22 protein-coding genes are annotated in these 20,931 nt (G+C 73.0%); 7 read left to right on the top strand and 15 right to left on the bottom strand.

The genetic code is table 11. The features are described from left to right. Positions 1–122: 122 nt before the first annotated feature. Positions 123–407, top strand: coding sequence for a DUF6332 family protein (locus ACZ42A_RS34275; RefSeq protein WP_468531224.1), 285 nt, complete (start codon positions 123–125; stop codon positions 405–407). On the opposite strand, the gene ACZ42A_RS34280 is transcribed toward ACZ42A_RS34275, so the two are convergent. Then, positions 368–1,033: a response regulator transcription factor gene (locus tag ACZ42A_RS34280; RefSeq protein WP_468531225.1), complete on the bottom strand. Its 666-nt coding sequence runs from the start codon at positions 1,031–1,033 to the stop codon at positions 368–370. The two genes, ACZ42A_RS34275 and ACZ42A_RS34280, sit on opposite strands and share 40 nt — an antisense overlap. Then, a complete protein-coding gene (locus ACZ42A_RS34285) occupies positions 1,030–2,268 on the bottom strand; it encodes a sensor histidine kinase (protein ID WP_468531226.1) in 1,239 nt (412 codons plus the stop codon). Before ACZ42A_RS34285 ends, ACZ42A_RS34280 begins: the two co-directional genes overlap by 4 nt. A 200-nt stretch (positions 2,269–2,468) precedes the next feature. On the opposite strand from ACZ42A_RS34285, the gene ACZ42A_RS34290 reads away from it, so the two are divergent. Next, the gene (locus tag ACZ42A_RS34290; RefSeq protein WP_468531435.1) at positions 2,469–2,945 is read left to right on the top strand and encodes an AfsR/SARP family transcriptional regulator; all 477 of its coding nucleotides are present in this window, start codon (positions 2,469–2,471) and stop codon (positions 2,943–2,945) included. 48 nt (positions 2,946–2,993) lie between these two features. Here ACZ42A_RS34290 and ACZ42A_RS34295 read toward each other — a convergent pair whose 3' ends face one another. Beyond that, a complete protein-coding gene (locus tag ACZ42A_RS34295) occupies positions 2,994–3,692 on the bottom strand; it encodes a TetR/AcrR family transcriptional regulator (protein ID WP_468531227.1) in 699 nt (232 codons plus the stop codon). Between the two features lie 146 nt (positions 3,693–3,838). Here ACZ42A_RS34295 and ACZ42A_RS34300 point away from each other — a divergent pair, with 146 nt between their 5' ends. Next, on the top strand, positions 3,839–4,303 hold the full coding sequence (locus ACZ42A_RS34300; protein WP_468531228.1) for a nitroreductase family deazaflavin-dependent oxidoreductase: 465 nt from the start codon (positions 3,839–3,841) through the stop codon (positions 4,301–4,303). On the opposite strand, the gene ACZ42A_RS34305 is transcribed toward ACZ42A_RS34300, so the two are convergent. Continuing rightward, positions 4,287–5,552: a geranylgeranyl reductase family protein gene (locus tag ACZ42A_RS34305; RefSeq protein WP_468531229.1), complete on the bottom strand. Its 1,266-nt coding sequence runs from the start codon at positions 5,550–5,552 to the stop codon at positions 4,287–4,289. The genes ACZ42A_RS34300 and ACZ42A_RS34305 overlap by 17 nt on opposite strands. 132 nt (positions 5,553–5,684) lie before the next feature. On the opposite strand from ACZ42A_RS34305, the gene ACZ42A_RS34310 reads away from it, so the two are divergent. After that, on the top strand, positions 5,685–7,040 hold the full coding sequence (locus ACZ42A_RS34310; RefSeq protein WP_468531230.1) for a M20/M25/M40 family metallo-hydrolase: 1,356 nt from the start codon (positions 5,685–5,687) through the stop codon (positions 7,038–7,040). 146 nt (positions 7,041–7,186) lie between these two features. On the opposite strand, the gene ACZ42A_RS34315 is transcribed toward ACZ42A_RS34310, so the two are convergent. From ACZ42A_RS34315 to ACZ42A_RS34325, 3 genes are all read right to left on the bottom strand, one after another. After that, positions 7,187–8,248, bottom strand: coding sequence for an NUDIX hydrolase (locus tag ACZ42A_RS34315; protein ID WP_468531231.1), 1,062 nt, complete (start codon positions 8,246–8,248; stop codon positions 7,187–7,189). Positions 8,249–8,390: 142 nt separating this feature from the next. Then, positions 8,391–8,588 carry a hypothetical protein gene (locus ACZ42A_RS34320; protein ID WP_468531232.1) on the bottom strand — a complete coding sequence of 66 codons (198 nt, stop codon included), beginning with the start codon at positions 8,586–8,588 and terminating at the stop codon, positions 8,391–8,393. Positions 8,589–8,667: 79 nt separating this feature from the next. Next, positions 8,668–9,621: an ROK family protein gene (locus ACZ42A_RS34325; protein ID WP_468531233.1), complete on the bottom strand. Its 954-nt coding sequence runs from the start codon at positions 9,619–9,621 to the stop codon at positions 8,668–8,670. Positions 9,622–9,808: 187 nt separating this feature from the next. Here ACZ42A_RS34325 and ACZ42A_RS34330 point away from each other — a divergent pair, with 187 nt between their 5' ends. Together ACZ42A_RS34330 and ACZ42A_RS34335 are read left to right on the top strand one after the other, a co-directional pair. After that, the gene (locus tag ACZ42A_RS34330; RefSeq protein WP_468531234.1) at positions 9,809–10,903 is read left to right on the top strand and encodes a LacI family DNA-binding transcriptional regulator; all 1,095 of its coding nucleotides are present in this window, start codon (positions 9,809–9,811) and stop codon (positions 10,901–10,903) included. Next, on the top strand, positions 10,896–11,711 hold the full coding sequence (locus ACZ42A_RS34335; RefSeq protein ID WP_468531235.1) for a hypothetical protein: 816 nt from the start codon (positions 10,896–10,898) through the stop codon (positions 11,709–11,711). Before ACZ42A_RS34330 ends, ACZ42A_RS34335 begins: the two co-directional genes overlap by 8 nt. Here the strand turns inward: ACZ42A_RS34335 and ACZ42A_RS34340 are convergent. The 6 genes from ACZ42A_RS34340 to ACZ42A_RS34365 form a co-directional block, all read right to left on the bottom strand. After that, the gene (locus ACZ42A_RS34340; protein WP_468531236.1) at positions 11,657–13,570 is read right to left on the bottom strand and encodes a serine/threonine-protein kinase; all 1,914 of its coding nucleotides are present in this window, start codon (positions 13,568–13,570) and stop codon (positions 11,657–11,659) included. The genes ACZ42A_RS34335 and ACZ42A_RS34340 overlap by 55 nt on opposite strands. 96 nt (positions 13,571–13,666) lie before the next feature. Further along, positions 13,667–14,962: a DUF6986 family protein gene (locus ACZ42A_RS34345; RefSeq protein WP_468531237.1), complete on the bottom strand. Its 1,296-nt coding sequence runs from the start codon at positions 14,960–14,962 to the stop codon at positions 13,667–13,669. 194 nt (positions 14,963–15,156) lie between these two features. Beyond that, on the bottom strand, positions 15,157–16,119 hold the full coding sequence (locus ACZ42A_RS34350; protein ID WP_468531238.1) for an electron transfer flavoprotein subunit alpha/FixB family protein: 963 nt from the start codon (positions 16,117–16,119) through the stop codon (positions 15,157–15,159). Between the two features lie 53 nt (positions 16,120–16,172). Further along, a complete protein-coding gene (locus tag ACZ42A_RS34355; protein WP_468531239.1) occupies positions 16,173–16,958 on the bottom strand; it encodes an electron transfer flavoprotein subunit beta/FixA family protein in 786 nt (261 codons plus the stop codon). A 218-nt stretch (positions 16,959–17,176) separates the two neighbouring features. Then, positions 17,177–17,716: a flavin reductase family protein gene (locus ACZ42A_RS34360; RefSeq protein ID WP_468531240.1), complete on the bottom strand. Its 540-nt coding sequence runs from the start codon at positions 17,714–17,716 to the stop codon at positions 17,177–17,179. A 198-nt stretch (positions 17,717–17,914) separates the two neighbouring features. Further along, entirely contained in the window at positions 17,915–18,274 is a 360-nt protein-coding gene (locus ACZ42A_RS34365; RefSeq protein WP_468531241.1) for a thioredoxin family protein, read from the bottom strand. 332 nt (positions 18,275–18,606) lie between these two features. On the opposite strand from ACZ42A_RS34365, the gene ACZ42A_RS34370 reads away from it, so the two are divergent. After that, complete coding sequence (locus ACZ42A_RS34370; RefSeq protein ID WP_468531242.1) at positions 18,607–19,335, top strand: lysophospholipid acyltransferase family protein; 729 nt, start codon at positions 18,607–18,609, stop codon at positions 19,333–19,335. A 256-nt stretch (positions 19,336–19,591) separates the two neighbouring features. On the opposite strand, the gene ACZ42A_RS34375 is transcribed toward ACZ42A_RS34370, so the two are convergent. Continuing rightward, complete coding sequence (locus ACZ42A_RS34375; RefSeq protein ID WP_468531243.1) at positions 19,592–20,284, bottom strand: B3/B4 domain-containing protein; 693 nt, start codon at positions 20,282–20,284, stop codon at positions 19,592–19,594. A gap of 13 nt (positions 20,285–20,297) precedes the next feature. Beyond that, complete coding sequence (locus ACZ42A_RS34380; RefSeq protein ID WP_468531244.1) at positions 20,298–20,870, bottom strand: transglutaminase-like domain-containing protein; 573 nt, start codon at positions 20,868–20,870, stop codon at positions 20,298–20,300. Positions 20,871–20,931: the final 61 nt, after the last annotated feature.

A 20,931-nucleotide genomic window follows, 5' to 3' on the forward strand; every position in this document is an offset into this window, starting at 1 on the left:
CACCCCCCCCCCGCGGGACACCCCCCCCCCCCCCCCCCCCTCTCCCCCCCCCTCCCCCCCCCCCCCCCCCCCCCCCCCCCCCCCCCCCCCCCCCCCCCCCCGCGGCTGTGAGAATCGCCGTCATGACGAAACACGGGGGACGGCGTGACCAGGCCGCACGGGATGCGATGACCGTCGAGATCGGGTACGCGCTGTGCAGCGCGGCCTTCGCGGCGGCGGTGGTCTTCGGGGCGGTGGCCGGGCCGGTGTGGCTCTTCTCGCTGCCGGACACCGTGGAGACCCTGCTGCTGCGCACCGGCCAGGTGATCGCGCCGGTGCTGTTCCTGGCACGCGTGATCGCGGTGCTGGTCCGCTTCCGGACCGCCCCTCAGCCCAGCCAGCCCGGCCGTACCAACCCGGACTCGTAGGCCAGCACGACGAGTTGGGCCCGGTCGCGGGCGCCGAGCTTCACCATCGTGCGGCTCACATGCGTCTTGGCGGTGAGCGGGCTGACGACCAGGCGGCGGGCGATCTCCTCGTTGGACAGGCCGATGCCGACCAGGGCCATCACCTCCCGCTCCCGCTCGGTGAGCGCGGTCAGCGCGCCGGCCGCCGCGGGCTCCTTGGAGCGGGCGGCGAACTCGGCGATCAGCCGTCGGGTCACTCCCGGGGAGAGCAGGGCGTCGCCCGCGACCACCGCGCGGACCGCGCGCAGCAGTTCGTCCGGTTCCGTGTCCTTCACCAGGAAGCCGGAGGCGCCCGCGCGGATCGCCTCGAAGACGTACTCGTCCAGCTCGAACGTGGTAAGCATGACCACCTTCACATCCGCCGGCCCCGGATCCTCGGTGATCCGGCGGGTCGCGGCCAGGCCGTCGAGCACGGGCATCCGGATGTCCATCAGGACGACGTCGGGGCGCAGTTCGCGGACCGCGCGCAGCGCCTCCTCGCCGTCGGCGGCCTCCGCGACGACCTCGATGTCGGGCTGGGCGTCGAGCAGCGCCCGGAAACCGGCCCGCACCAGGTGCTGATCGTCGGCGAGCAGTACACGGATCACCGGCCCTCCTCCTCGCGATACGGCGGCGACAGCGGCAGTACGGCGTCCACCCGGAACCCTCCGTCGGGGCGCGGGCCCGCCTCGATGGTGCCACCCAGCGCGGCGGCCCGCTCCCGCATCCCGGCCAGCCCGTTGCCGCTGCCGCCCGCGTCGGCGCCGGTCGCCGGGCCGTCGTCGTCGATCCGCAGCCGCAGCGCACCGCCCTCCCGGGCGAGCCGCACGCGCGCATGCCGGGAACCGGAGTGCCGTACGACATTCGTCAGCGCCTCCTGGACGATCCGGAAGGCGGCGAGGTCCGTGGCCGGCGGCAGCCGCGGGGCCGTGCCCTCGACCCGGACCGTGAGGCCCGCGTCCGCCGCCGCCTCCACCAGCTCGGGCAGCCGGCCGAGGCCGGGGGCGGGGGCTCGCGGCGCGTCCCCGGGGGTGCGCAGGGTGTCGAGCACCTGGCGGACCTCGCCCAGCGCCTCCTTGCTGGCGCCCCTGATGGTGGTGAGCGCGGTGCGCGCCTGCTCGGGGTCGGTGTCGAGCAGGGCGAGTCCGACGCCCGCCTGCACATTGATCACGGAGAGGCTGTGCGCGAGGACGTCGTGCAGCTCGCGGGCGATCCGCAGCCGCTCCTCGTCGGCGCGCCGCCGCGCCGCCTGGGCCCGCTCGGCCCGCTCCCGCGTCCACTGCTCGCGCCGGGCGCGGGCCAGCTCCGCGAGCGCCACGATCGCCACCACCCAGGTGGCGACCACCACCTCCTGCCCCCAGGAGGCGGGCTCGTCCCCGGAGGGCGGCAGCCACCGGTAGAGCCAGTGCGCGACCAGCATGTGCGCGGCCCACAGCGTCCCCAGCGCCGCCCAGGCAGCCCGGCGGTGCCCCGTGACGACCGCGCTGAAGCAGGCGACGGCGACCGTCAGCAGGACCGGCCCGTACGGATATCCGGCGCCCAGGTAGACCGCAACCGTCGCCGCCGTCCCGAACACCACGGCCCGCGGATACCGGTGCCGCCACAGCAGCTGCCCCGCCGCCAGGAGCAGCAGCACCCGCGCGAACGGATCGAGGGCCGCCCGCTCGCCCTCCTGGGCCCGCTCGGCGAAGTTCGAGCCGACCAGCACGAAGACGGTGAGCAGCACAGTCGAGCGCCACGGCCACCGGGCCGGCCGCCCCTCCTGCTCGGCGCGGTCCCACCACGGCGGCCCGTGCCGCCACCACATCGGCGGCCCGCCCGGCCGTACGCGCTGCTCCTCCATGACCGCCACGCTAGACCCGAGCCCAGGTAGTCGGCGTCACCCGCGGGAGGTGATCACACGTACTCCTCACGAGGTACGTCCGCTCGGGTCCCGCCGTCCTCCTTCAGCCGGACCCGGCGCAGCGGGCGCGGTGCCCACCAGTTGGCGCGGCCGGCCAGTCGGGCGCCGGGTACCGGCTGACCGGCGCGGACGTCGACGACCTGCGGGAGCGCCGCGCCCTGGTCGACGCGGCCCGTGCCGCGCGGGACGCGGGCCGGGTGGAGCGGGCGGTGGAACTCGCCCGGCGCGCGGAGGAGTTGTGGCGGGGCGAGTTCGCCGAGGGGCTTCAGGCGCCGTATCTGGCGGCGGAGCGCCTGCGCTGGGCGGAAAAGCGCCTCACCGTGCTGGAGGCGCGGCTGAGCGGCGAGATCGCACTGGGCCGGTCCTTCGAGTACGTCCACGAACTCGTCCGCCTCGTCGCCGCGCACCCGCTGCGCGAACGCCTCGTCGAACTCCTGATGCTGGCGATGTGCCGCACCGGCCGCCCTTCCGACGCCCTCACCGCCTACGAGGCCGCCCGTCACCGCCTCGCCGAGGCCCTGGGCACCGATCCGGGGCCCGCACTGCGGTCCCTGCACGCGCGGATCCTGCGGCAGGATCCGGAGGTGGTGCCGGGGGCCGCGGTCGCGGCGTCCTGAGGAGCCCAGCCCGCCCCGCAGAAAACCGCTTCGGCGCCAGTCGCCGGACTACGCGTGGACCAGGCCCACGGAGTGGGCCAGCTGAGCCACCGCGTGGCGGAAGAACGGCTCGCGGTCCTCGACGATCCGGTTGAACTGGCCGAAGACCTCGAAGCCCACCAGCCCGTACAGCTGCGCCCAGGCCGCGACGAGCATCGCCACCACCTCGGGCGGCAGATCGGGGGCGAGGTCCGCGGCGATGCGCTCGGCTTCCGTGCGGAGTCCGGCGGGCAGCGGGGTCTTGGCGACGCCCTTGCCCTGGTGGGCGTCGCGCACGATGCGGATCAGGAGGTGCCCGACGCGGGCGGCGGGCGGGACCGTGGCCTGCGGGGCGGTGTAGCCGGGCACGGGCGATCCGTAGATCAGGGCGTACTCGTGGGGGTGCACCAGCGCCCACGCGCGCACCGCCTCGCACACGGCCGTCCAGCGCCGTACCGGTCCCGCGTCGGCGACCGCGTCGTGCGCGGCCTCGGCGGCCTCGCCGAGGGAGTCGTAGGCGTCGATGATGAGCGCGGTCAGCAGGTCGTCGCGGCTGGGGAAGTAGCGGTAGAGCGCGGAGGAGACCATGCCGAGTTCGCGGGCGACCGCGCGCAGGGAGAGTTTGGCGGCGCCGTCGACCGCGAGCTGCCGGCGGGCCTCGTCCTTGATGGCCTCGGTGACTTCGATCCTGGCTCGGGCGCGGGCGCCGCGCGGGGTGCTGGTGCTCATGCGGGGAAGTCTTCCATGTTTTCGGAGCAGTGCACACAAGTGTGAGCACTGCTCTTGCTTCGGATCGCCGCTCTCGTGCACACTGCTCTCAACCGAGAGCAGTGCTCACAATGCACGGCTCACACGCCACTCCCCGGGGGAGCCCCATGTCCACCCACGTCAAAAAGCCCGGCTGGCTCACCGTCCACGTCTTCAACCGCGCCGTCGCCTGGCTGACCCGCCGCGGCATCAGCATCTGGGGCTCCCGCGTCCTCGCGGTCCGCGGCCGCAAGAGCGGCCAGTGGCGGACCACCCCGGTCAACCTGCTGACCGTCGACGGCCGGCAGTACCTCCTCGCGCCCCGCGGCCACGTCCAGTGGACGCACAACATGCGCGCGGCCGGCGGCGGCGAGCTGCGGCTGGGCAGGAACGTCGACGTCTTCACCGCGACCGAGGTCGCCGACGACGACAAGCCGCCGCTCCTGCGCGCCTACCTCAAGCGGTGGAAGGCCGAGGTGGGCGTGTTCTTCGACGGCGTCGGCCCGGACTCCCCCGACGCCGAGCTGCGCCGTATCGCCCCCGACCACCCCGTCTTCCGTATCGAGATCACGTCGGTCAGGACGACGGGCTGACCTCGGCCTCGGCTCCGGCCCCCGCCCCGGCCTCGGCCGGCGACCGGCGGTCCAGCGCGGTCAGGGCGCGCTGGGCGATCGGGCGGGTGCGGACGATCTCGCCCAGGGACGTCGACCCGCGCGTGATGTCCATGAACGCCCGCCAGGCCGGCCGGAGACCGGTCAGCGCCGCGTGGAACAGGCCGGGCCGCCGCTCGAACGCCTGGAGCAGCCGCTTGCCGACGGCCATCTCCACGCCCAGCCCCGCCTTGACGGCGAACGCGTAGTTCAGGGCCTGCCGACGGGTGTCCACGGCGTCGTGCGCCTCGGCGATGCGCACCGCCCACTCCCCCGCGAGCCGCCCCGAGCGCAGCGCGAACGAGATGCCCTCCCGGGTCCACGGCTCCAGCAGCCCCGCCGCGTCCCCGCACACCAGCACCCGCCCGCGCGACAGCGGCGAGTCGTCGGCGCGGCAGCGGGTCAAGTGCCCGGAGGAGATGCTCGGTTCGAAGCCCGCGAGGCCGAGCCGGCCGATGAAGTCCTCCAGATAGCGCTTCGTGGCGGCGCCTTCGCCACGCGCCGAGATCACGCCGACGGTGAGCGTGTCGCCCTTCGGGAAGACCCAGCCGTAACTGCCCGGGATCGGCCCCCAGTCGATGAGGACGCGCCCCTTCCAGTCCTCGGCGACCGTTTCCGGCACCGGGATCTCCGCCTCCAGGCCAAGGTCCACCTGTCCGAGCTTCACCCCGACGTGTGCCCCTATGCGGCTGGCGCTGCCGTCGGCGCCGACCACGGCCCGCGCCAGCAGGGTCTCGCCGCCCTGGAGCACCACGGCGACCGTGCGCCGGTCCGGCACCGCGGCCCCGTGCTGCTCGACCCGCTGCACGGTGACGCCGGTGCGCAGTTCGGCGCCCGCCTTCTGGGCGTGCTCGACCAGCTGCTGGTCGAACTCCGGCCGGTTGATCAGCCCGAACAGCATCTGCTTGGAGCGCCGGGTGCGGGCGAAGCGTCCGTTGTGGGAGAAGGTCACCGCGTGGACGCGGTCCTTGAAGGGCAGCTCGAAGCCGGGCGGCAGAGCGTCGCGGGAGGGGCCGATGATGCCGCCGCCGCAGGTCTTGTAGCGGGGCAGCTCCGCCTTCTCCAGCAACAGCACGCGCCGTCCCGCGACCGCCGCCGCGTAGGCGGCCGAGGCCCCCGCGGGCCCCGCGCCCACCACGACGACGTCCCACACCTGCCGCACGTCGTCCGCCGAAGAGTTCTCGCTGCTCACGATGGTCTGCCGCTCCCGATCCGCCGCCGCATCTGTCCCTCGCATCCTACGGCGGAGATCACCGAGGGCCGCTGTGGGAGGATCGGCGGTACTCACACCCGTACCAACGTCGCACCCACAAGGAGCGTGCCCATGTCGTCGAATCCGGTCGCCGAGACCGTCGCCTCGCTGATGCCCAGGGCGAAGGCGGAGCTCACCGAGCTGGTGGCCTTTAAATCGGTGGCGGACTTCGACCAGTTCCCGAAGAGCGAGAGCGAGGGCGCCGCGCGCTGGGTCGCCGACGCGCTGACCGCCGAGGGCTTCCAGGACGTGGCCCTGCTCGACACCCCGGACGGCACCCAGTCGGTGTACGGCTACCTGCCCGGCCCCGAGGGCGCGAAGACGGTCCTGCTCTACGCGCACTACGACGTCCAGCCGCCGCTCGACGAGGCCGCCTGGACCACCCCGCCGTTCGAGCTGACCGAGCGCGATGGCCGCTGGTACGGCCGCGGGGCCGCCGACTGCAAGGGCGGCGTGATCATGCACCTGCTGGCCCTGCGCGCCCTGAAGGCGAACGGCGGTGTGCCGGTGCACGTCAAGGTGATAGCCGAGGGCTCCGAGGAGATGGGGACGGGCGGCCTGGAGCGGTACGCCGAGGCGCACCCGGAGCTGCTGGAGGCCGACACGATCGTGATCGGCGACGCGGGCAACTTCCGCGTGGGTCTGCCGACGGTCACCTCCACGCTGCGCGGGATGACGCTGGTCCGCGTGCGGATCGACACCCTGGCGGGCAACCTGCACTCGGGCCAGTTCGGCGGCGCCGCCCCCGACGCGCTGGCCGCGCTGATCCGCGTCCTGGACTCGCTGCGCGCCGAGGACGGCTCGACGACGGTGGACGGGCTGACCGGTGAGGCGTCGTGGGACGGTCTGCAGTACGCCGAGGAGCAGTTCCGCAAGGACGCCAAGGTGCTGGACGGCGTGCGGCTGATCGGTTCCGGTACGGTCGCCGACCGGATCTGGGCGCGGCCCGCGGTCACCGTGCTGGGCATCGACTGCCCGCCGGTGGTCGGCGCGACCCCGTCGGTGCAGGCGAGCGCCCGGGCGCTGGTGAGCCTGCGGGTGCCGCCGGGCGTGGACGCCGCCGAGGCGACCAAGCTGCTCCAGGCACACCTGGAGGCGCACACCCCGTGGGGCGCGCGGGTGAGCACGGAACAGATCGGCCAGGGCCAGGCGTTCCGCGCCGACACCACCAGCCCCGCGTACCAGGCGATGGCCGACGCGATGGCGGTGGCGTACCCGGGCGAGGAGATGCAGTACGCGGGCCAGGGCGGCTCGATCCCGCTGTGCAACACCCTCGCGGCGCTCTACCCGAACGCGGAGATCCTGCTCATCGGCCTGAGCGAGCCCGAGGCGCAGATCCACGCGGTGAACGAGAGCGTGTCGCCGGAGGAGCTGGAGCGGCTGTCGGTGGCGGAGGCGCTGTTCCTGCGCAACTACGCGGCGAGCTGACGCGGGATCGCGGTTCTGCCCTTCATCTCCTTCGGCACGGCGTGCTGTTCACCGGGGACACGGTCGCCGAGTCCCCGGTGAACGGCACGGTGATCCGCTGGTCGGACGGTCCGGAGCGGCGCTCAGGGAGGCGGCGGAGGAGTCGCCTAGCTCTCAACCTGCCGGTCCTCGACCGGAACGCCCGCCTCCAGGTACAGCGCGGCTCCCCGTTCCCGGGCCCGCAGGGCCCAGCGCAGCCGTTCGTAGCGTACGGGGGGCAGCAGGCCGGCGGCCTCCTGTTCGGTGACGAAGCGCCAGGCGCGCAGTTCGGGTCCGGGCAGCAGGACCTGGCCGGTCTCTGCGGAGTCGAGCCGTCCGCCGTCGAAGAGGAGGCGCAGACCGCCGTAGCCGGGGGGTGCGGGCGGTTCCCAGTCGGCGACGAGCAGGCGCGGTACGTCCTCCAGGCGGATGCCGGTCTCCTCGGCGACCTCGCGCATCCCGGCCCGGGCGGGCGCCTCGCCGGGTTCCACGACGCCGCCGGGGAACTCCCAGCCGGGCTTGTAGGTGGGGTCGACGAGCAGCACGCGGTCCTGCTCGTCGAAGAGGAGGACGCCGGCGGCCAGCGTCTCGGCGGTGGGTTCGGGGGTCTGCACGATCTCGCAGACGGGTACGGCGCCCGAGGCGACGGCCTCCGCGATGCGGACGGCGGTCTCGTACGGGGTGAGGGTGCCGTTGTCGATGAGATGGGCGTCGGCGGTGAGCCAGGAGGCGAGGGCGGCGTGGTACGGCTCGATGTGGTCGTAGGACCACTGCCGTATCCGCATCTCGCCGTCGGGCAGGTCCGGGGGGACCTCGCGCTGGGCTATTCGCTCCCGCAGTATCGTTTCGGCCGGGGCGAGCAGCACATGGCGGACGGTGATCCGGCGGGCGGCGAGCCCGCCGAAGATCTCGTCGCGGTACTCCTGGCGGAGCAGGGTCATGGGGACCACGAGGGTGCCGCCGAGTTCGGCGAGCATCGCGGCCGCGGTGTCGATGACGAGCCGGCGCCAGATCGGCAGATCCTGGAAGTCGCCGACCTCGGCGAGGTGTTTGGCCGGCAGCAGCTGTGCGAGTGCGCCGCCGATGACCTCGGGGTCGAAGAGCGTGCTGTTCGGGATCAGTTCGATCAGTTCTCGTGCGGTGGTGGTCTTCCCCGCACCGAACGTGCCGTTGATCCAGACGACGGTCACGTTTCCCCCTCTTCTGTTGGCCCCCTGTGGCTTGCCCGCTCCACCCTGCCACGGAAACCAACCCCCGTTGAGGGGGCACAAACGGAAGGCGCCGGTCCCCGTGGCACGGGGAACCGGCGCCCGCCGGGCCTGAGCGGCTCGGTTACTTCTCCTGCTCGCCGGACGTGTCGTCATCTGACGTGTCCAGGCTGTCGGTGGCGAGGACCGGGTCGAGGCTGCTGACCGTGTCGCCCACGTTGAGGTCGGACAGCTGTTCCCCGAGCGCGTGCGACGGGGTGACCGCCGCGACGACGAATCCGGCGGCGAGGGAGGCGATGGCGAGCATGCTGCGCTTCTTCATGCCCCGTTCAACTGCGAAGCCGGGCCGAGGTCACGCCCGGGCCGGCAGGAGGTGGCGACGGCCGAACGTTTCCGCTCCGTCACACCCCCGCCGCCGCGGCGTCCGTGCGCCGGGTCAGCACCGCGGCGGCCGCGCCCACCAGGCCCGCGTCCGTGCCCATCTGCGCCGGGGCCACGGTGAGCTGCCGGACGAAGGAGAGGGTGGCGTAGTCGGTGAGCGACTTGCGCAGCGGTGCGAAGAGGACGTCGCCCGCGTTGGCCACACCGCCGCCGATCACCGCGATGTCGATCTCGACGAGGGTCGCGGTGGCCGCGATCCCGGCCGCCAGCGCCTGGGCGGCCCGCTCGAAGGAGGCCACGGCGACCGGATCCCCGGCCCGGGCCGCGGCGGCCACCGCGGCGGCGGAGGTGTCGCCGTCCAAGCCGGGCCGCCAGCCGTTCTCCAGGGCGCGCCGGGCGATGTTCGGGCCGCTCGCGATGCGCTCCACACAGCCGCGTGCTCCGCACGGGCACGGGTCGCCGTCGAGGTCCACGCTGATGTGACCGATGTGGCCCGCGTTGCCGGTCGGGCCGGGGTGCAGCCGCCCGTTCAGGACCAGGCCGCCGCCGACGCCCGTGGACACCACCATGCACAGCGCGTTGGCGTGCCCGCGCGCGGCGCCCTGCCAGTGCTCGGCGGCGGTGATCGCCACGCCGTCGCCGATCAGCTCGACCGGCAGCCCGCCGGTCGCCGCGCGGACCCGCTCGACCAGCGGATAGCCGCGCCAGCCGGGCACGTTCACCGGGCTCACGGTGCCCGCGGAGGCGTCGACCGGACCCGCGCTGCCGATGCCGACGGCGACCGCCCTGCTCCACAGCGGCACGGCGGCCAGCTCGGCGAGGACGTCCTCGACGGCCCGCATCACGGTGTCGCCGTCCTCCTGTGCGGGCGTCGGGCGCTGCGCCCGCACCACGATCCGGCCGCCGCCGTCCACCAGCGCGCCTGCGATCTTGGTGCCGCCGATGTCGAGCGCGGCCACGAGGTCGGTGTGCATCAGAGTCGGATCTCCCCGTCAACCAGGTGTGTTCTCCCCGTCGACCAGGGGAGACGGTCCGGCCGGTCCTGCGGTGGGGCGCGGGTCCGGAGTGTGCGGTGGACAGTGTCTCCTGGGCATGACAACGTTGTCCAGGCTCTATGCTCGACGCCACATCCTCACACCACCCCATGGACCGACGCACCCCGTGGATCACAGGACAGGACACCGCACCGTGCCCGAGACCATCCGCCGAGCCGCCGACCGTCTCCCCGGGAACCGCTACGGCAACCGGCCCACCATGAAGGACGTCGCGGCGCGCGCCGGGGTCGGGCTGAAGACGGTCTCCCGGGTCGTCAACGGCGAACCGGGCGTGACCCCGGAGACCGAGCAGCGGGTCCAGGAGGCCATAGCGGCGCTGGGCTTCCGCCGCAACGACAGCGCACGGGTGCTGCGCAAGGGCCGCACCGCCAGCATCGGCCTGGTCCTGGAGGACCTCGCCGACCCGTTCTACGGCCCGCTGAGCCGCGCGGTCGAGGAGGTGGCCCGCGCCCACGGCGCCCTGCTGATCAACGGATCCAGCGCGGAGGACCCGGACCGCGAGCAGGAGCTGGTGCTGGCGCTGTGCGCCCGGCGGGTGGACGGGCTGGTGGTGATCCCGGCCGGTGACGACCACCGGTATCTGGAGCCGGAGCTCCGGGCGGGCGTCGCCACCGTCTTCGTGGACCGGCCGGCCGGGAAGATCGACGCCGACGTGGTGCTGTCCGACAACTACGGCGGCGCCCGCGACGGCGTGGCCCATCTGATCGCGCACGGGCACCGGCGGATCGGCTTCATCGGTGACATGCCCCGCATCCACACCGCCGCGGAGCGACTGCGCGGCTACCGCGCCGCCATGGAGGACGCGGGCATACCGGTCGAGGACTCCTGGATATCCCTCGGCGTCACCGACCCGGCGCGGGTGCGCCGGGCCGCCGAGGAGATGCTCTCCGGCCCCGCGCCCGTCACCGCGGTCTTCGCGGGCAACAACCGGGTGACCGTCACGGTGATCCGGGTGCTGGCCGAGCACGGCCGCCGGGTCGCGCTGGTCGGCTTCGACGACATCGAGCTCGCCGATCTGCTCCAGCCGGGTGTCACGGTCGTCGCCCAGGACGCGGCCGCGCTCGGCCGTACCGCCGCCGAGCGGCTGTTCCGCCAGCTGGACGGCTCCCTGGTCGTCCCGGAGCGGATCGAGCTGCCGACCCGGCTGATCACGCGCGGCTCGGGCGAGCTGCCCCCGGCCGACCAAGGGACCAATGGTTGACCACCGTGACCTTGACGACTGTTCGCTGCGCGCGCTCGGCCTCGCCGTCGCGCCGCGCGACCACCCGCTGACCTACCCAGGGGCCTGGCCCGAGGAGTCCGGACTCCTCACCGGGGACCGGCTGTTACCCCTGGACCGGCTGGTGTACCAGGACCGCGTCCCCGTCCTGGCCGTCGGCTCCAACGCCTGCCCCGGCCAACTGCGCCACAAGATGGACGAGTTCGGCATCGACTCGCCCGTGCCCATGGTGAAGACCCGGGTGACCGGCCTCGACGTGGGCGTCTCCGCGCATGTGAGCCGCATGGGCTATGTGTCCGCGTCCCCGTTCGCGGCGCCCGGCGTGGTCCGGGAGCTGTTCGTCATCTGGCTGGACGCCGAGCAGCTCGCGGTCATCGACGCCAGCGAGGGCGTGCCGGTGCCGGACGGCAACTTCAGGCGGGCCTGGCTGCCCGCTCCCGAGGTGCGCATCGACCTGGCGGACGGCACGACGCTACCGGGCGCGTACGCGTATGTGAACCGGCGCGGAGTCCTGCACAACGGCACGGGCGCCCCGCGCCGGCATCCCGGCCGGCAGCACACCCTGCTCGGCGAACTCCTCGTCACCCTGCCCCGGTTACGGGAGCTGTTCGGGGTGACGCCGGAGGAGTTCTCCGCGCGGGCGCGGGCCGACCGGCGGCTGTGCGAGCGGGGGACCCGGCTGTTCGCCGAACAGAAGCTGGTGACGGTGTCCGGTCTGGAGCGGTACGTACGGCCTCAGCAGACCGGAAGTCCGGGCACCGGGGCGTCGTTGTCGCCGCCCTCGATGTAGACGTCGCTGACGTACACGCCCGTGTTGCCGCTGTCGTCGTCGGTCTTGGCCCACCAGACGTTGGTCCACTCGCCGTAGGTCTCCCGGCGGCCCAGGTTCTGCTGGCAGTAGAAGTAGTTGGTGCCCGCGTTGAGGACGCCCGCCTCGGCGCCGGAGGCGGTGTAGGACGTGGCGGTGCGCCAGACCTGGCAGTTGTACTTGCCGCCGCCGATGGGCTGGCAGGAGGGTGCGGGTGCGGTGGCACCGCCTCCGCCGGTCGTGCCGCCGTCGCCGGAACCGCCGCCGCTGCCGCCGGCCGCGGTGCGGGTCGGGGACGGCGCGCGGGACGGGGCCTCGGTCGTGGGGTCCGTCGTCCGTCCGGTGCTCCGGGTCGCGTCCGGGGTCGTCTCCGCGCCGTCCCGCTGCCCGGACGGCGTGGGTTCGGCCGAACGGGAGGCGTCGGCACGGCCGGTCGCCGAGGGTGTGCCGGTCGCGGAGGAGTCGACGGGCGCGGTGGTGCGTGCGCTCGCCTGCGGATCGCCGGACGAGTCACCGAGGAGGGCGACGGTGACGCCGGTCGCGACGAGGACGGCGGTGACGGCCGCGGCGGCGAGCAGGGCACGACCCTTGCGACGGGGCGGGGTGCCGGGCGGTATGGGGCCGGTGACGGCCGGCGCGCCGGATGTCCCCGGGGCGCCGGGTGCACCGACGGGGCCTGTCGGGCCGTATCCCTGCCCGCCCGGGGCGCCGGGGAGCCCGTGTCCGGGGGTGCCGTGGCCCGGTCCTCCGCCGGCGGCGTGTGCCTGCGGTCCGTCAGCGGCGAAGCCCTGCCCGTCACGGGCGGCGAAGCCCTGACCCTCGGGCGCGTTGAAGCCCCGCTCCCCCGCTATGGCCTGCGGCGGTCCGAAGCCCGGTGGGACGGAAGGGACCGCGCGTTCGGTCTGTACGCGCGGCGGGCCGTCGGCGGGACCGCTGTGGAGCGGTGCCGTGGGGACGTCCCTGTCCGGGGCCTGGGCGACGGCCTCCAGGAGGTCGCGCCCCCGTTCGGCGTCGGGACGGGAGTCCGGGTGCTTGTCCATCAGTTGCCGCAGTACTGGGGCGAGCGGTCCGGCGCGGCGGGGTTCCGGGAGGGGTTCGGCCACGATCGCCGTGAGCGTGGAGTACGTCGACGTACGGCGAAACGGCGAGGCACCCTCCACGGCGGCGTAGAGGGTGGCGCCGAGGGCCCAGACGTCGGAGGCGGGGCCCGGTTCGGCGCCCTGGGCGCGTTCGGGGGCCAGGTAGTCGAGGGAGCCGACGATCTCGCCGCTGCGGGTCAGGTGGGTGGCGGAGCCGTCCCCGGGGTCGTCCATGGTGGCGATGCCGAAGTCGGTCAGGACCACGCGGCCGGAGCGGTCGAGGAGGATGTTGCCGGGCTTGACGTCGCGGTGCAGGACACCGGCGCGGTGGGCGGCGGCCAGGGCGTCCATGACCTTGGCGCCGATTCCGGCGGCCTCGCGTGCGTCGAGCGTGCCGCGCTCGCGCAGCACATCGTCCAGGGACGGTCCGTCGACCAGTTCCATGACGATCAGCGGGCGGCCGTCGACCTCGGCGATGTCGTGCACGGCGACGACCCCGGGGTGGCGGACCCGGGCGGCGGCGCGGGCCTCGCGCTGCATCCGCAGCCGCAGATCGGCCAGTTCGGGACCCGCGGTGTCGGTGTAGGTGCGCAGTTCCTTGACGGCGACCTCGCGGCCCAGCACCTCGTCGACGGCTCTCCAGACGACGCCCATGCCGCCGCGCCCGAGCCGGTCCGTCACCCGATACCGCCCGGCCAGCAGCCGACCGACCCCGTCCGGCTGTCCGTACTCCCCGTGCTCCCCGTACTCCCCCGAAGACACCGCTGCCCCGTTCCCTGTGACACGTCATTGCGTGGCGTACAGGGTACGGGGCAGGAGTGACAGCGGTAGGCCGGTGGGGCCGCCGTGACCCGGTCGCTACTGGGCGGAGGCCGTCAGGTCGCCTCGCCGGGGCGCGGCGAAGCCCTCGAGGTCGGCCCGGGTCAGCCCGGTGAGCTTGGCGACCTCCGCGATGTCGAGGGCGCCGCAGTCCAGGCCGCGCAGGAGGTAGCCGCTGAGCGCCTTGGCGGTGGCGGGCTCGTCCATGACGTCGCCGTCGGTGTGGTTGGCGTAGCGGGCGAGGCGGGCGGCGGCCTGTTCGAAGCCCTCGCGGTAGAAGGCGAAGACGGCCGCGTAGCGGGTGGGGATGTGGCCGGGGTGCATATCCCAGCCCTGGTAGTAGGCGCGGGCCAGGGCACGGCGGGTGAGCCCGTAGTGCAGCCGCCACGCGTCGTGGACCTTCTCGGTGGGGCCGACCGGGAGGACGTTGGTCGAGCCGTCCGACACCCGTACGCCGGTACCCGCCGCCGCGACCTGCATGATCGCCTTGGCGTGGTCGGCCGCGGGGTGGTCGCTGGCCTGGTAGGCGGCGGAGACGCCCAGGCAGGCGCTGTAGTCGAAGGTGCCGTAGTGCAGGCCGGTGGCCCGGCCCTCGGCGGCCTGGATCATGCGGGCGACGGTGGCGGTGCCGTCGGCGGCGAGGATGGACTGGCTGGTCTCGATCTGGATCTCGAAGCCGATCCGGCCGGGCTCCAGGCCGTGCGCCTTCTCGAAGGCCTCGAGGAGCCGGACCATGGCGGTGACCTGCTCCGGGTAGGTGACCTTGGGCAGGGTGAGGACCAGCCCGTCGGGCAGTCCGCCGGCCCGCGTCAGGCCGGTGAGGAAGATGTCGAGGGTGCGGATGCCGCGGTCGCGGACGGCCGCCTCCATGCACTTCATACGGATGCCCATGTACGGGGCGGCGGTGCCGTTCGCGTACGCCTCGGCGATGAGGCGGGCGGCGCGGGCCGCGTCCCGGTCCTCGTCCGCGCCCTTGTAGCCGTCCTCGAAGTCGACGCGCAGGTCCTCGATGGGCTCGCGCTCCAGCTTGGCGCGGACGCGGGAGTAGACGGGCTCGGCGAGGTCGTCCGACAGGCCGAGGACGGCGGCGAAGGAGGCGGCGTCCGGGGCGTGCTCGTCGAGGGCGGCGAGGGCCTGGTCGCCCCAGGAGCGGATGGTGTCGGCGGCGAAGACGTCACCGGGTACGTAGACCGTGTGGACGGGCTGCCGGGTGCCGGGGTCTCCGGGGTAGAGGCGCTCCAGTGCGGCGTCGACCGGCGCGAGGGAGGCGCTGATCTCCTCGCCGACGGCGCCCGCGAGGCTCGTCGCCACCTGCTCCTGCTGGCCCTGACCCATCCCAACACCCTCCTGTTTTCCGCTGTACGGAATCAACAATCCGTAGAACGAAGTTATCCGGGGGCCTTCCCGCTGGTCAACACCCGTCCGCAGCATGGTCCGCCCTCGCCACCCCTCCCGCGCGCCGGGCCGGGACGAGACGAGGCCCCCGTGACCGTCGGCGGTCACGGGGGCCTCGGAGGCGCTGTGCGGGATCAGCCCTTGCGAGCCTTGATCTCCTCGGTGAGCTGCGGGACGACGTCGAACAGGTCGCCGACGACGCCGTAGTCGACCAGCTCGAAGATCGGGGCCTCGGGGTCCTTGTTGATGGCCACGATCGTCTTCGAGGTCTGCATGCCCGCGCGGTGCTGGATCGCGCCGGAGATACCGGAGGCGATGTACAGCTGCGGCGAGACCGACTTGCCGGTCTGGCCGACCTGGTTGGTGTGCGGGTACCAGCCCGCGTCCACCGCGGCACGCGAGGCACCGACGGCCGCACCGAGGGAGTCGGCGAGGGCCTCGATGATCGCGAAGTTCTCCTTGCCGTTGACACCACGGCCACCGGAGACCACGATCGCGGCCTCGGTCAGCTCCGGACGGCCCGTCGACTCACGCGGCGTACGGCCGGTGATCTTCGTGCCGGTGGCCTTCTCGGAGAAGGTCACGGACAGGGCCTCGACCGCGCCGGCGGCCGGGGCGGCCTCGACTGCGGCCGAGTTCGGCTTGACCGTGATGACCGGGGTGCCCTTGGTGACACGGGACTTGGTGGTGAAGGCGGCGGCGAACACCGACTGGGTCGCGACCGGACCCTCGTCGCCGGCCTCCAGGTCGACGGCGTCGGTGATGATGCCGGAGCCGATGCGCAGCGCCAGACGCGCGGCGATCTCCTTGCCCTCGGCGGAGGACGGGACCAGCACGGCGGCCGGGGAGACAGCCTCGTAGGCGGCCTGCAGGGCGTCCACCTTCGGCACGACCAGGTACTCGGCGTACTCGGACGCGTCGTGGGTGAGGACCTTCACCGCGCCGTGCTCGGCGAGCGTGGCGGCGGTGTCGGCGGCGCCGTTGCCCAGCGCGACGGCGACCGGCTCGCCGATGCGGCGGGCCAGGGTCAGCAGCTCCAGGGTGGGCTTGCGGACGGCACCGTCCACGTGGTCGACGTAGACGAGGACTTCAGCCATGGGACTTCTTCTCTCCTGCTTGCGAAGTTGAGGGGCGGTCAGCGAAGCCGGGCTCAGATGAACTTCTGGCCCGCGAGGAACTCAGCGAGCTGCTTGCCGCCCTCGCCCTCGTCCTTGACGATCGTGCCGGCCGTGCGGGCCGGGCGCTCGGCCGCGGAGTCGACCGTGGTGTAGGCACCCTCGAGACCTACCTCCTCGGCCTCGATGTCCAGGTCGGACAGGTCCCAGGACTCCACCGGCTTCTTCTTGGCGGCCATGATGCCCTTGAAGGACGGGTAACGCGCCTCACCCGACTGGTCGGTGACGGACACGACCGCCGGAAGCTGCGCCTCCAGCTGCTCGCTCGCGGCGTCGCCGTCGCGGCGGCCCTTCACGACACCGTCCTCGACGGAGACCTCGGACAGCAGGGTGACCTGCGGGACGCCCAGGCGCTCGGCCAGCAGGGCCGGTACGACACCCATGGTGCCGTCGGTGGAGGCCATGCCGGAGATGACCAGGTCGTAGCCGGCCTTCTCGATGGCCTTGGCCAGGACCAGGGAGGTGCCGATGGCGTCGGTGCCGTGCAGGTCGTCGTCCTCGACGTGGATGGCCTTGTCGGCACCCATGGAGAGGGCCTTGCGCAGGGCGTCCTTGGCGTCCTCCGGGCCCACCGTCAGGACGGTGACCTCGGCGTCGTCGGCGTCCTCCGCGATCTGCAGCGCCTGCTCGACCGCGTACTCGTCCAGTTCGGAGAGCAGACCGTCCACGTCGTCACGGTCGACGGTCAGGTCATCGGCGAAGTGCCGGTCGCCAGTGGCGTCGGGCACGTACTTCACAGTGACAACGATCCTCAAGCTCACGCCGGCTCTCCTACTGCATCGACATTTCTCGGCTGCCTCTTGCAGGCAGCATAGGCGCCCCAAGTGGCCGCTCCCGACCGGGGCGACCTGCGCTCCCAGCCGAAATATTACTCGTCAGTACACCCAGTTCGTGCCCGCTAAGCAAGCGCTTTGAACTGTGACCTTCGCAACGCAGCGTAACCGGAACTGGACGCCTTCGCAGGCCGACCCGTGCGTGATCAATCACGCAGCGCGGTGAACCGGCCCTGGTGGTAGAGCAGCGGACGGCCGGTGCCGCCGGCGTCGCCGACGACGATCTCGGCGAGCACGATGCGATGGTCCCCGGCGGGCACCCGCGCGTGGACCCGGCACACCAGCCAGGCCAGGACCTCGTCGAGGACCGGAACGCCCTCCGGACCCTCGCGCCACGCGGTGGGCGAGCCGAAGCGGTCGGCGCCGCTGCGGGCGAAGGTGGCGGCCAGCTCCCGCTGGTGCTCGCCGAGTATGTGGACGCCCACGTGGTCCGCCTCGGCGACGGCGGGCCAGCTGGAGGCGCCGGTGCCGATACCGAAGGAGAGCAGAGGAGGATCCGCGGAGACGGAGGTGAGGGAGGTGGCGGTGAAGCCGACCGGGCCGGATGCGCCTCGCGCGGTGATCACCGCGACGCCGGCCGCGTGCCGCCTGAAGACGGCGCGGAGCAGGTCGGGAGAGGCGAGCTGAGGTGTGGCTGGGTCGGGGCCGATCAGATCGGGACTGGCCAGATCAGGGGTTGCCGTCATGGGGTTGGCCTTCTGAGGGTGAGGGCGAGCGGGTCCGTGGCTGCTCAACAGCCCGGACAGCGTGCGCTCGCGGTGCGGGCGAGGTCGATGTGCGCCCGCCCGAAGAGAAGGAGTTCCGAAGGCATAAGGTCAGGCTGACGATAGCTGGCATGCACAGTCAAGTGCGTACCGGATTCTGGGAGCTGGGTCACGCCGGTCTCAGACGGCTTCGCCGAGCGCCGCGATCACATCGGCCTTGCGCGGCTGGCCGGTGGCCCGCCGGACGACCCGGCCGTCGGCGTCGAGCACCAGCACGGTCGGCGTCTTGAGGATGTCCAGGCGTCGGACGAGGTCCAGATGCGCCTCGGCGTCGACCTCCACATGGCGGACACCCGGCACCATGCCGGCCACCTCGCCGAGGACCCGCCGGGTGGCCCGGCAGGGGGCGCAGAACGCACTGGAGAACTGCACCAGCGTGGCGCGCTCGCCGAGTGCCGCGCCCAACTCGGCCGCATCGAGCCGCTTTTCCTCGTCCCGCACGCGCACGCGCACTCTCCCGCTCCGCCGTCGTCGCAGCACTCCGTGGACGCTCGCCGCGTCCGGTCATCACTGTCCTGCAGCGTTCACAAGACCGCAAAGATTCCCGGCCCCCGGAGTCTCCCGCTGCATCTCCGGTCCTCGCGAGATGTACCTGCTCGCGCGGCGCGTCACGGTACGCGCGGAGTAAAGGGCGCGTAAAAGCCCAGGTGATCATGGGGTCGACGTGACGAGGATCTCGCCGTGGACGGGCACCAGGACTGGCTCCGCGTTCGTTCTTGGGGCACGATCTGCGAGATGCCGTAAACCTACGGCTGCGTAACTTTCCACTGGGAGTCCCTTCCCAGGCAGAGAAGGAAGGGTCCACCTCGTCCATGGCAGAGCTCGTCTACCGCCCCGTCATCGGTCTCGCCCGCACGATGTTCAAGGTGTGGGACCTCAAGATCGACTGCCAGGGCTCGGAGAACATCCCGCGGTCGGGCGGCGCCGTGCTGGTGAGCAATCACATCAGCTATCTGGACTTCATCTTCAACGGGCTGGCCGCGCTGCCCCAGAAGCGGCTGGTGCGGTTCATGGCCAAGGAGTCCGTCTTCCGGCACAAGGTGTCCGGGCCGCTGATGCGCGGGATGAAGCACATCCCCGTGGACCGCAAGCAGGGTGAGGCGGCGTACGCGCACGCCCTCGACTCCCTGCGCTCCGGAGAGGTCGTCGGGGTCTTCCCGGAGGCCACCATCTCGGAGTCGTTCACGCTGAAGAGCTTCAAGTCGGGCGCCGCGCGCCTGGCGCAGGAGGCGGGCGTGCCGCTGATCCCGATGGCCGTGTGGGGCACCCAGCGGCTCTGGACCAAGGGCCACCCTCGCAACTTCAAGCGCAGCCACACCCCCATCACCATCCGGGTGGGCGAGGCGATCGAGGCGTCCCGCGACAAGTACGCCGGTGCGATCACCCGGCAGCTGCGCGAGCGCGTGCAGGAGCTGCTGGAGGCCGCGCAGCGCGCCTACCCCGTCCGCCCGAAGGACACCGACGACCCCTGGTGGCTGCCCGCCCACCTCGGCGGCACCGCCCCGACGGCGGAGCAGGTCCGGGCGGCCGAGGCACGCTGACCGCACCCCCGCGAGGGGCCGGCCCTCACCGGAGTCGGCGAGGACCAGCGGGACGGCCGTGCCGATGGCCGGCGGGGCGAGTGCGACGGCGGAGGTGAGCAGCCGGTGCCGCTTCAGCCGGTCGAACAGCCCGCCGGTCGCCTCGGTTTCGTCCGCTGCCACTCCCCATCACGCATGACTTCCGCTGCCACTCCCCCATCACGCATGGCGGGGACACCGGCGACCGTGACGGACCGGCGGCGCGGCGGGGTGCCCGTCAGGCGGGGGCGTGCACGGTGATCCGCGCGCCGGGGCTGAACTTCTCCAGCAGCTCGGCGAGTTCGGCGCCCGCCGTCTCCACGTCGGCGACCGGCATCGGCGCCAGGCTCTCCAGCAGGAAGATCCCGGAGACGGTCTCCTCGGTGAGCCGGGTGCGCGGGCCCTGGCGCCAGTTCCAGCGGCGGCAGGTCACGCCGAGGTCGTCGCGCCACACCACTTCGCCCGCGTCGGGGTGTTCGACGACCTCCTCGCCGCCCGCGACGGTCACGAAGTCCTCCTCGCCGGTGGCCCGGACGAGGCGCATCCCGCCCTCGATACGGTCGATGTCCTCGCCGCCGACCGGGATCAGATGGGCGACGCTGATGGCGTTGTAGAGGTCGACGAGGAGGTTGATCCGGGGCAGCCCGGCGTCCGAGAGGGCCCGCTTCGCCAGCGCCTCGGCCGAGTTGCGGGTGCGGGAGGGCTTGGCCCCGAAGGCCGTGTAGGCCTCGCGCCAGGCGGCCATATGCGGGTCCTCGTGCGGGGCGCGCCCGTCGAGGCGTACGGCGAGCCGGCGGGCGGCGTCGTCGAGGAGTGCCGCGCTCGCCTCCGTGCTCGGCCCGCCCACGAGTCCGTGCGCCTCGACGGCGATGTGGGTGAAGCCGGGCGCGAGGGCGCGCACCTCGTCGGACACGGTGAGCGTGAGGGTCATGGTCCGCCTTGCCTCAGAGTGCGGTGGGGAGGGTCTGCATCAGGTGCTCCCGGTCGGTGGCGGCCTTCAGGGCGCTGACGACGGCCGGGTGAGGTACAGCATACAGGACTGGATAGTCCATCTCGTTGGACTTCGGATCGGTCGCGAAAGCCAGCCGTTCGCCGTCGAGGGAGAACCGGGCGTCGATCCCGCCCACATTGCCCCGGGGGTCCTGGCGGTGCCAGGCGCCGTGGAAGCGGACGGCGACCAGGCCGTGCACCACGTCGAACTTCTGGTAGCAGAGCGCGGTGGGGATGTCCTCCGCGCGCAGCAGCGCGGTGAGCGCGTGGGCCTTGGCGTAGCAGATGCCGGTCCCCTGCTCCAGCACGTCGGAGGCCCGCCAGGTGACCCGCATGTCGCCCGAGTCCTGGGAGTGCGGGATGGCGTCACGGACGAATTCGAAGGCGGCTCGCGCATATTCATACGAGTCCGAGACATCGCGGGCGAGGCGGGCGGCCGTGTCCCGCACCAGCGGATGGTGGTGGTCGATGACCTCGTCGGCGGCCAGATAGGCGGACAGGTCAGGGGTCTGCTGGATCAGCTCCATGCCCGCAGAGCATAGGTATGCGACCACCTGGCAGTCAATTACTTTCCAGGCGGCCGCATAT

The sequence above is a fragment of the Streptomyces sp. NPDC030838 genome (assembly GCF_055572035.1).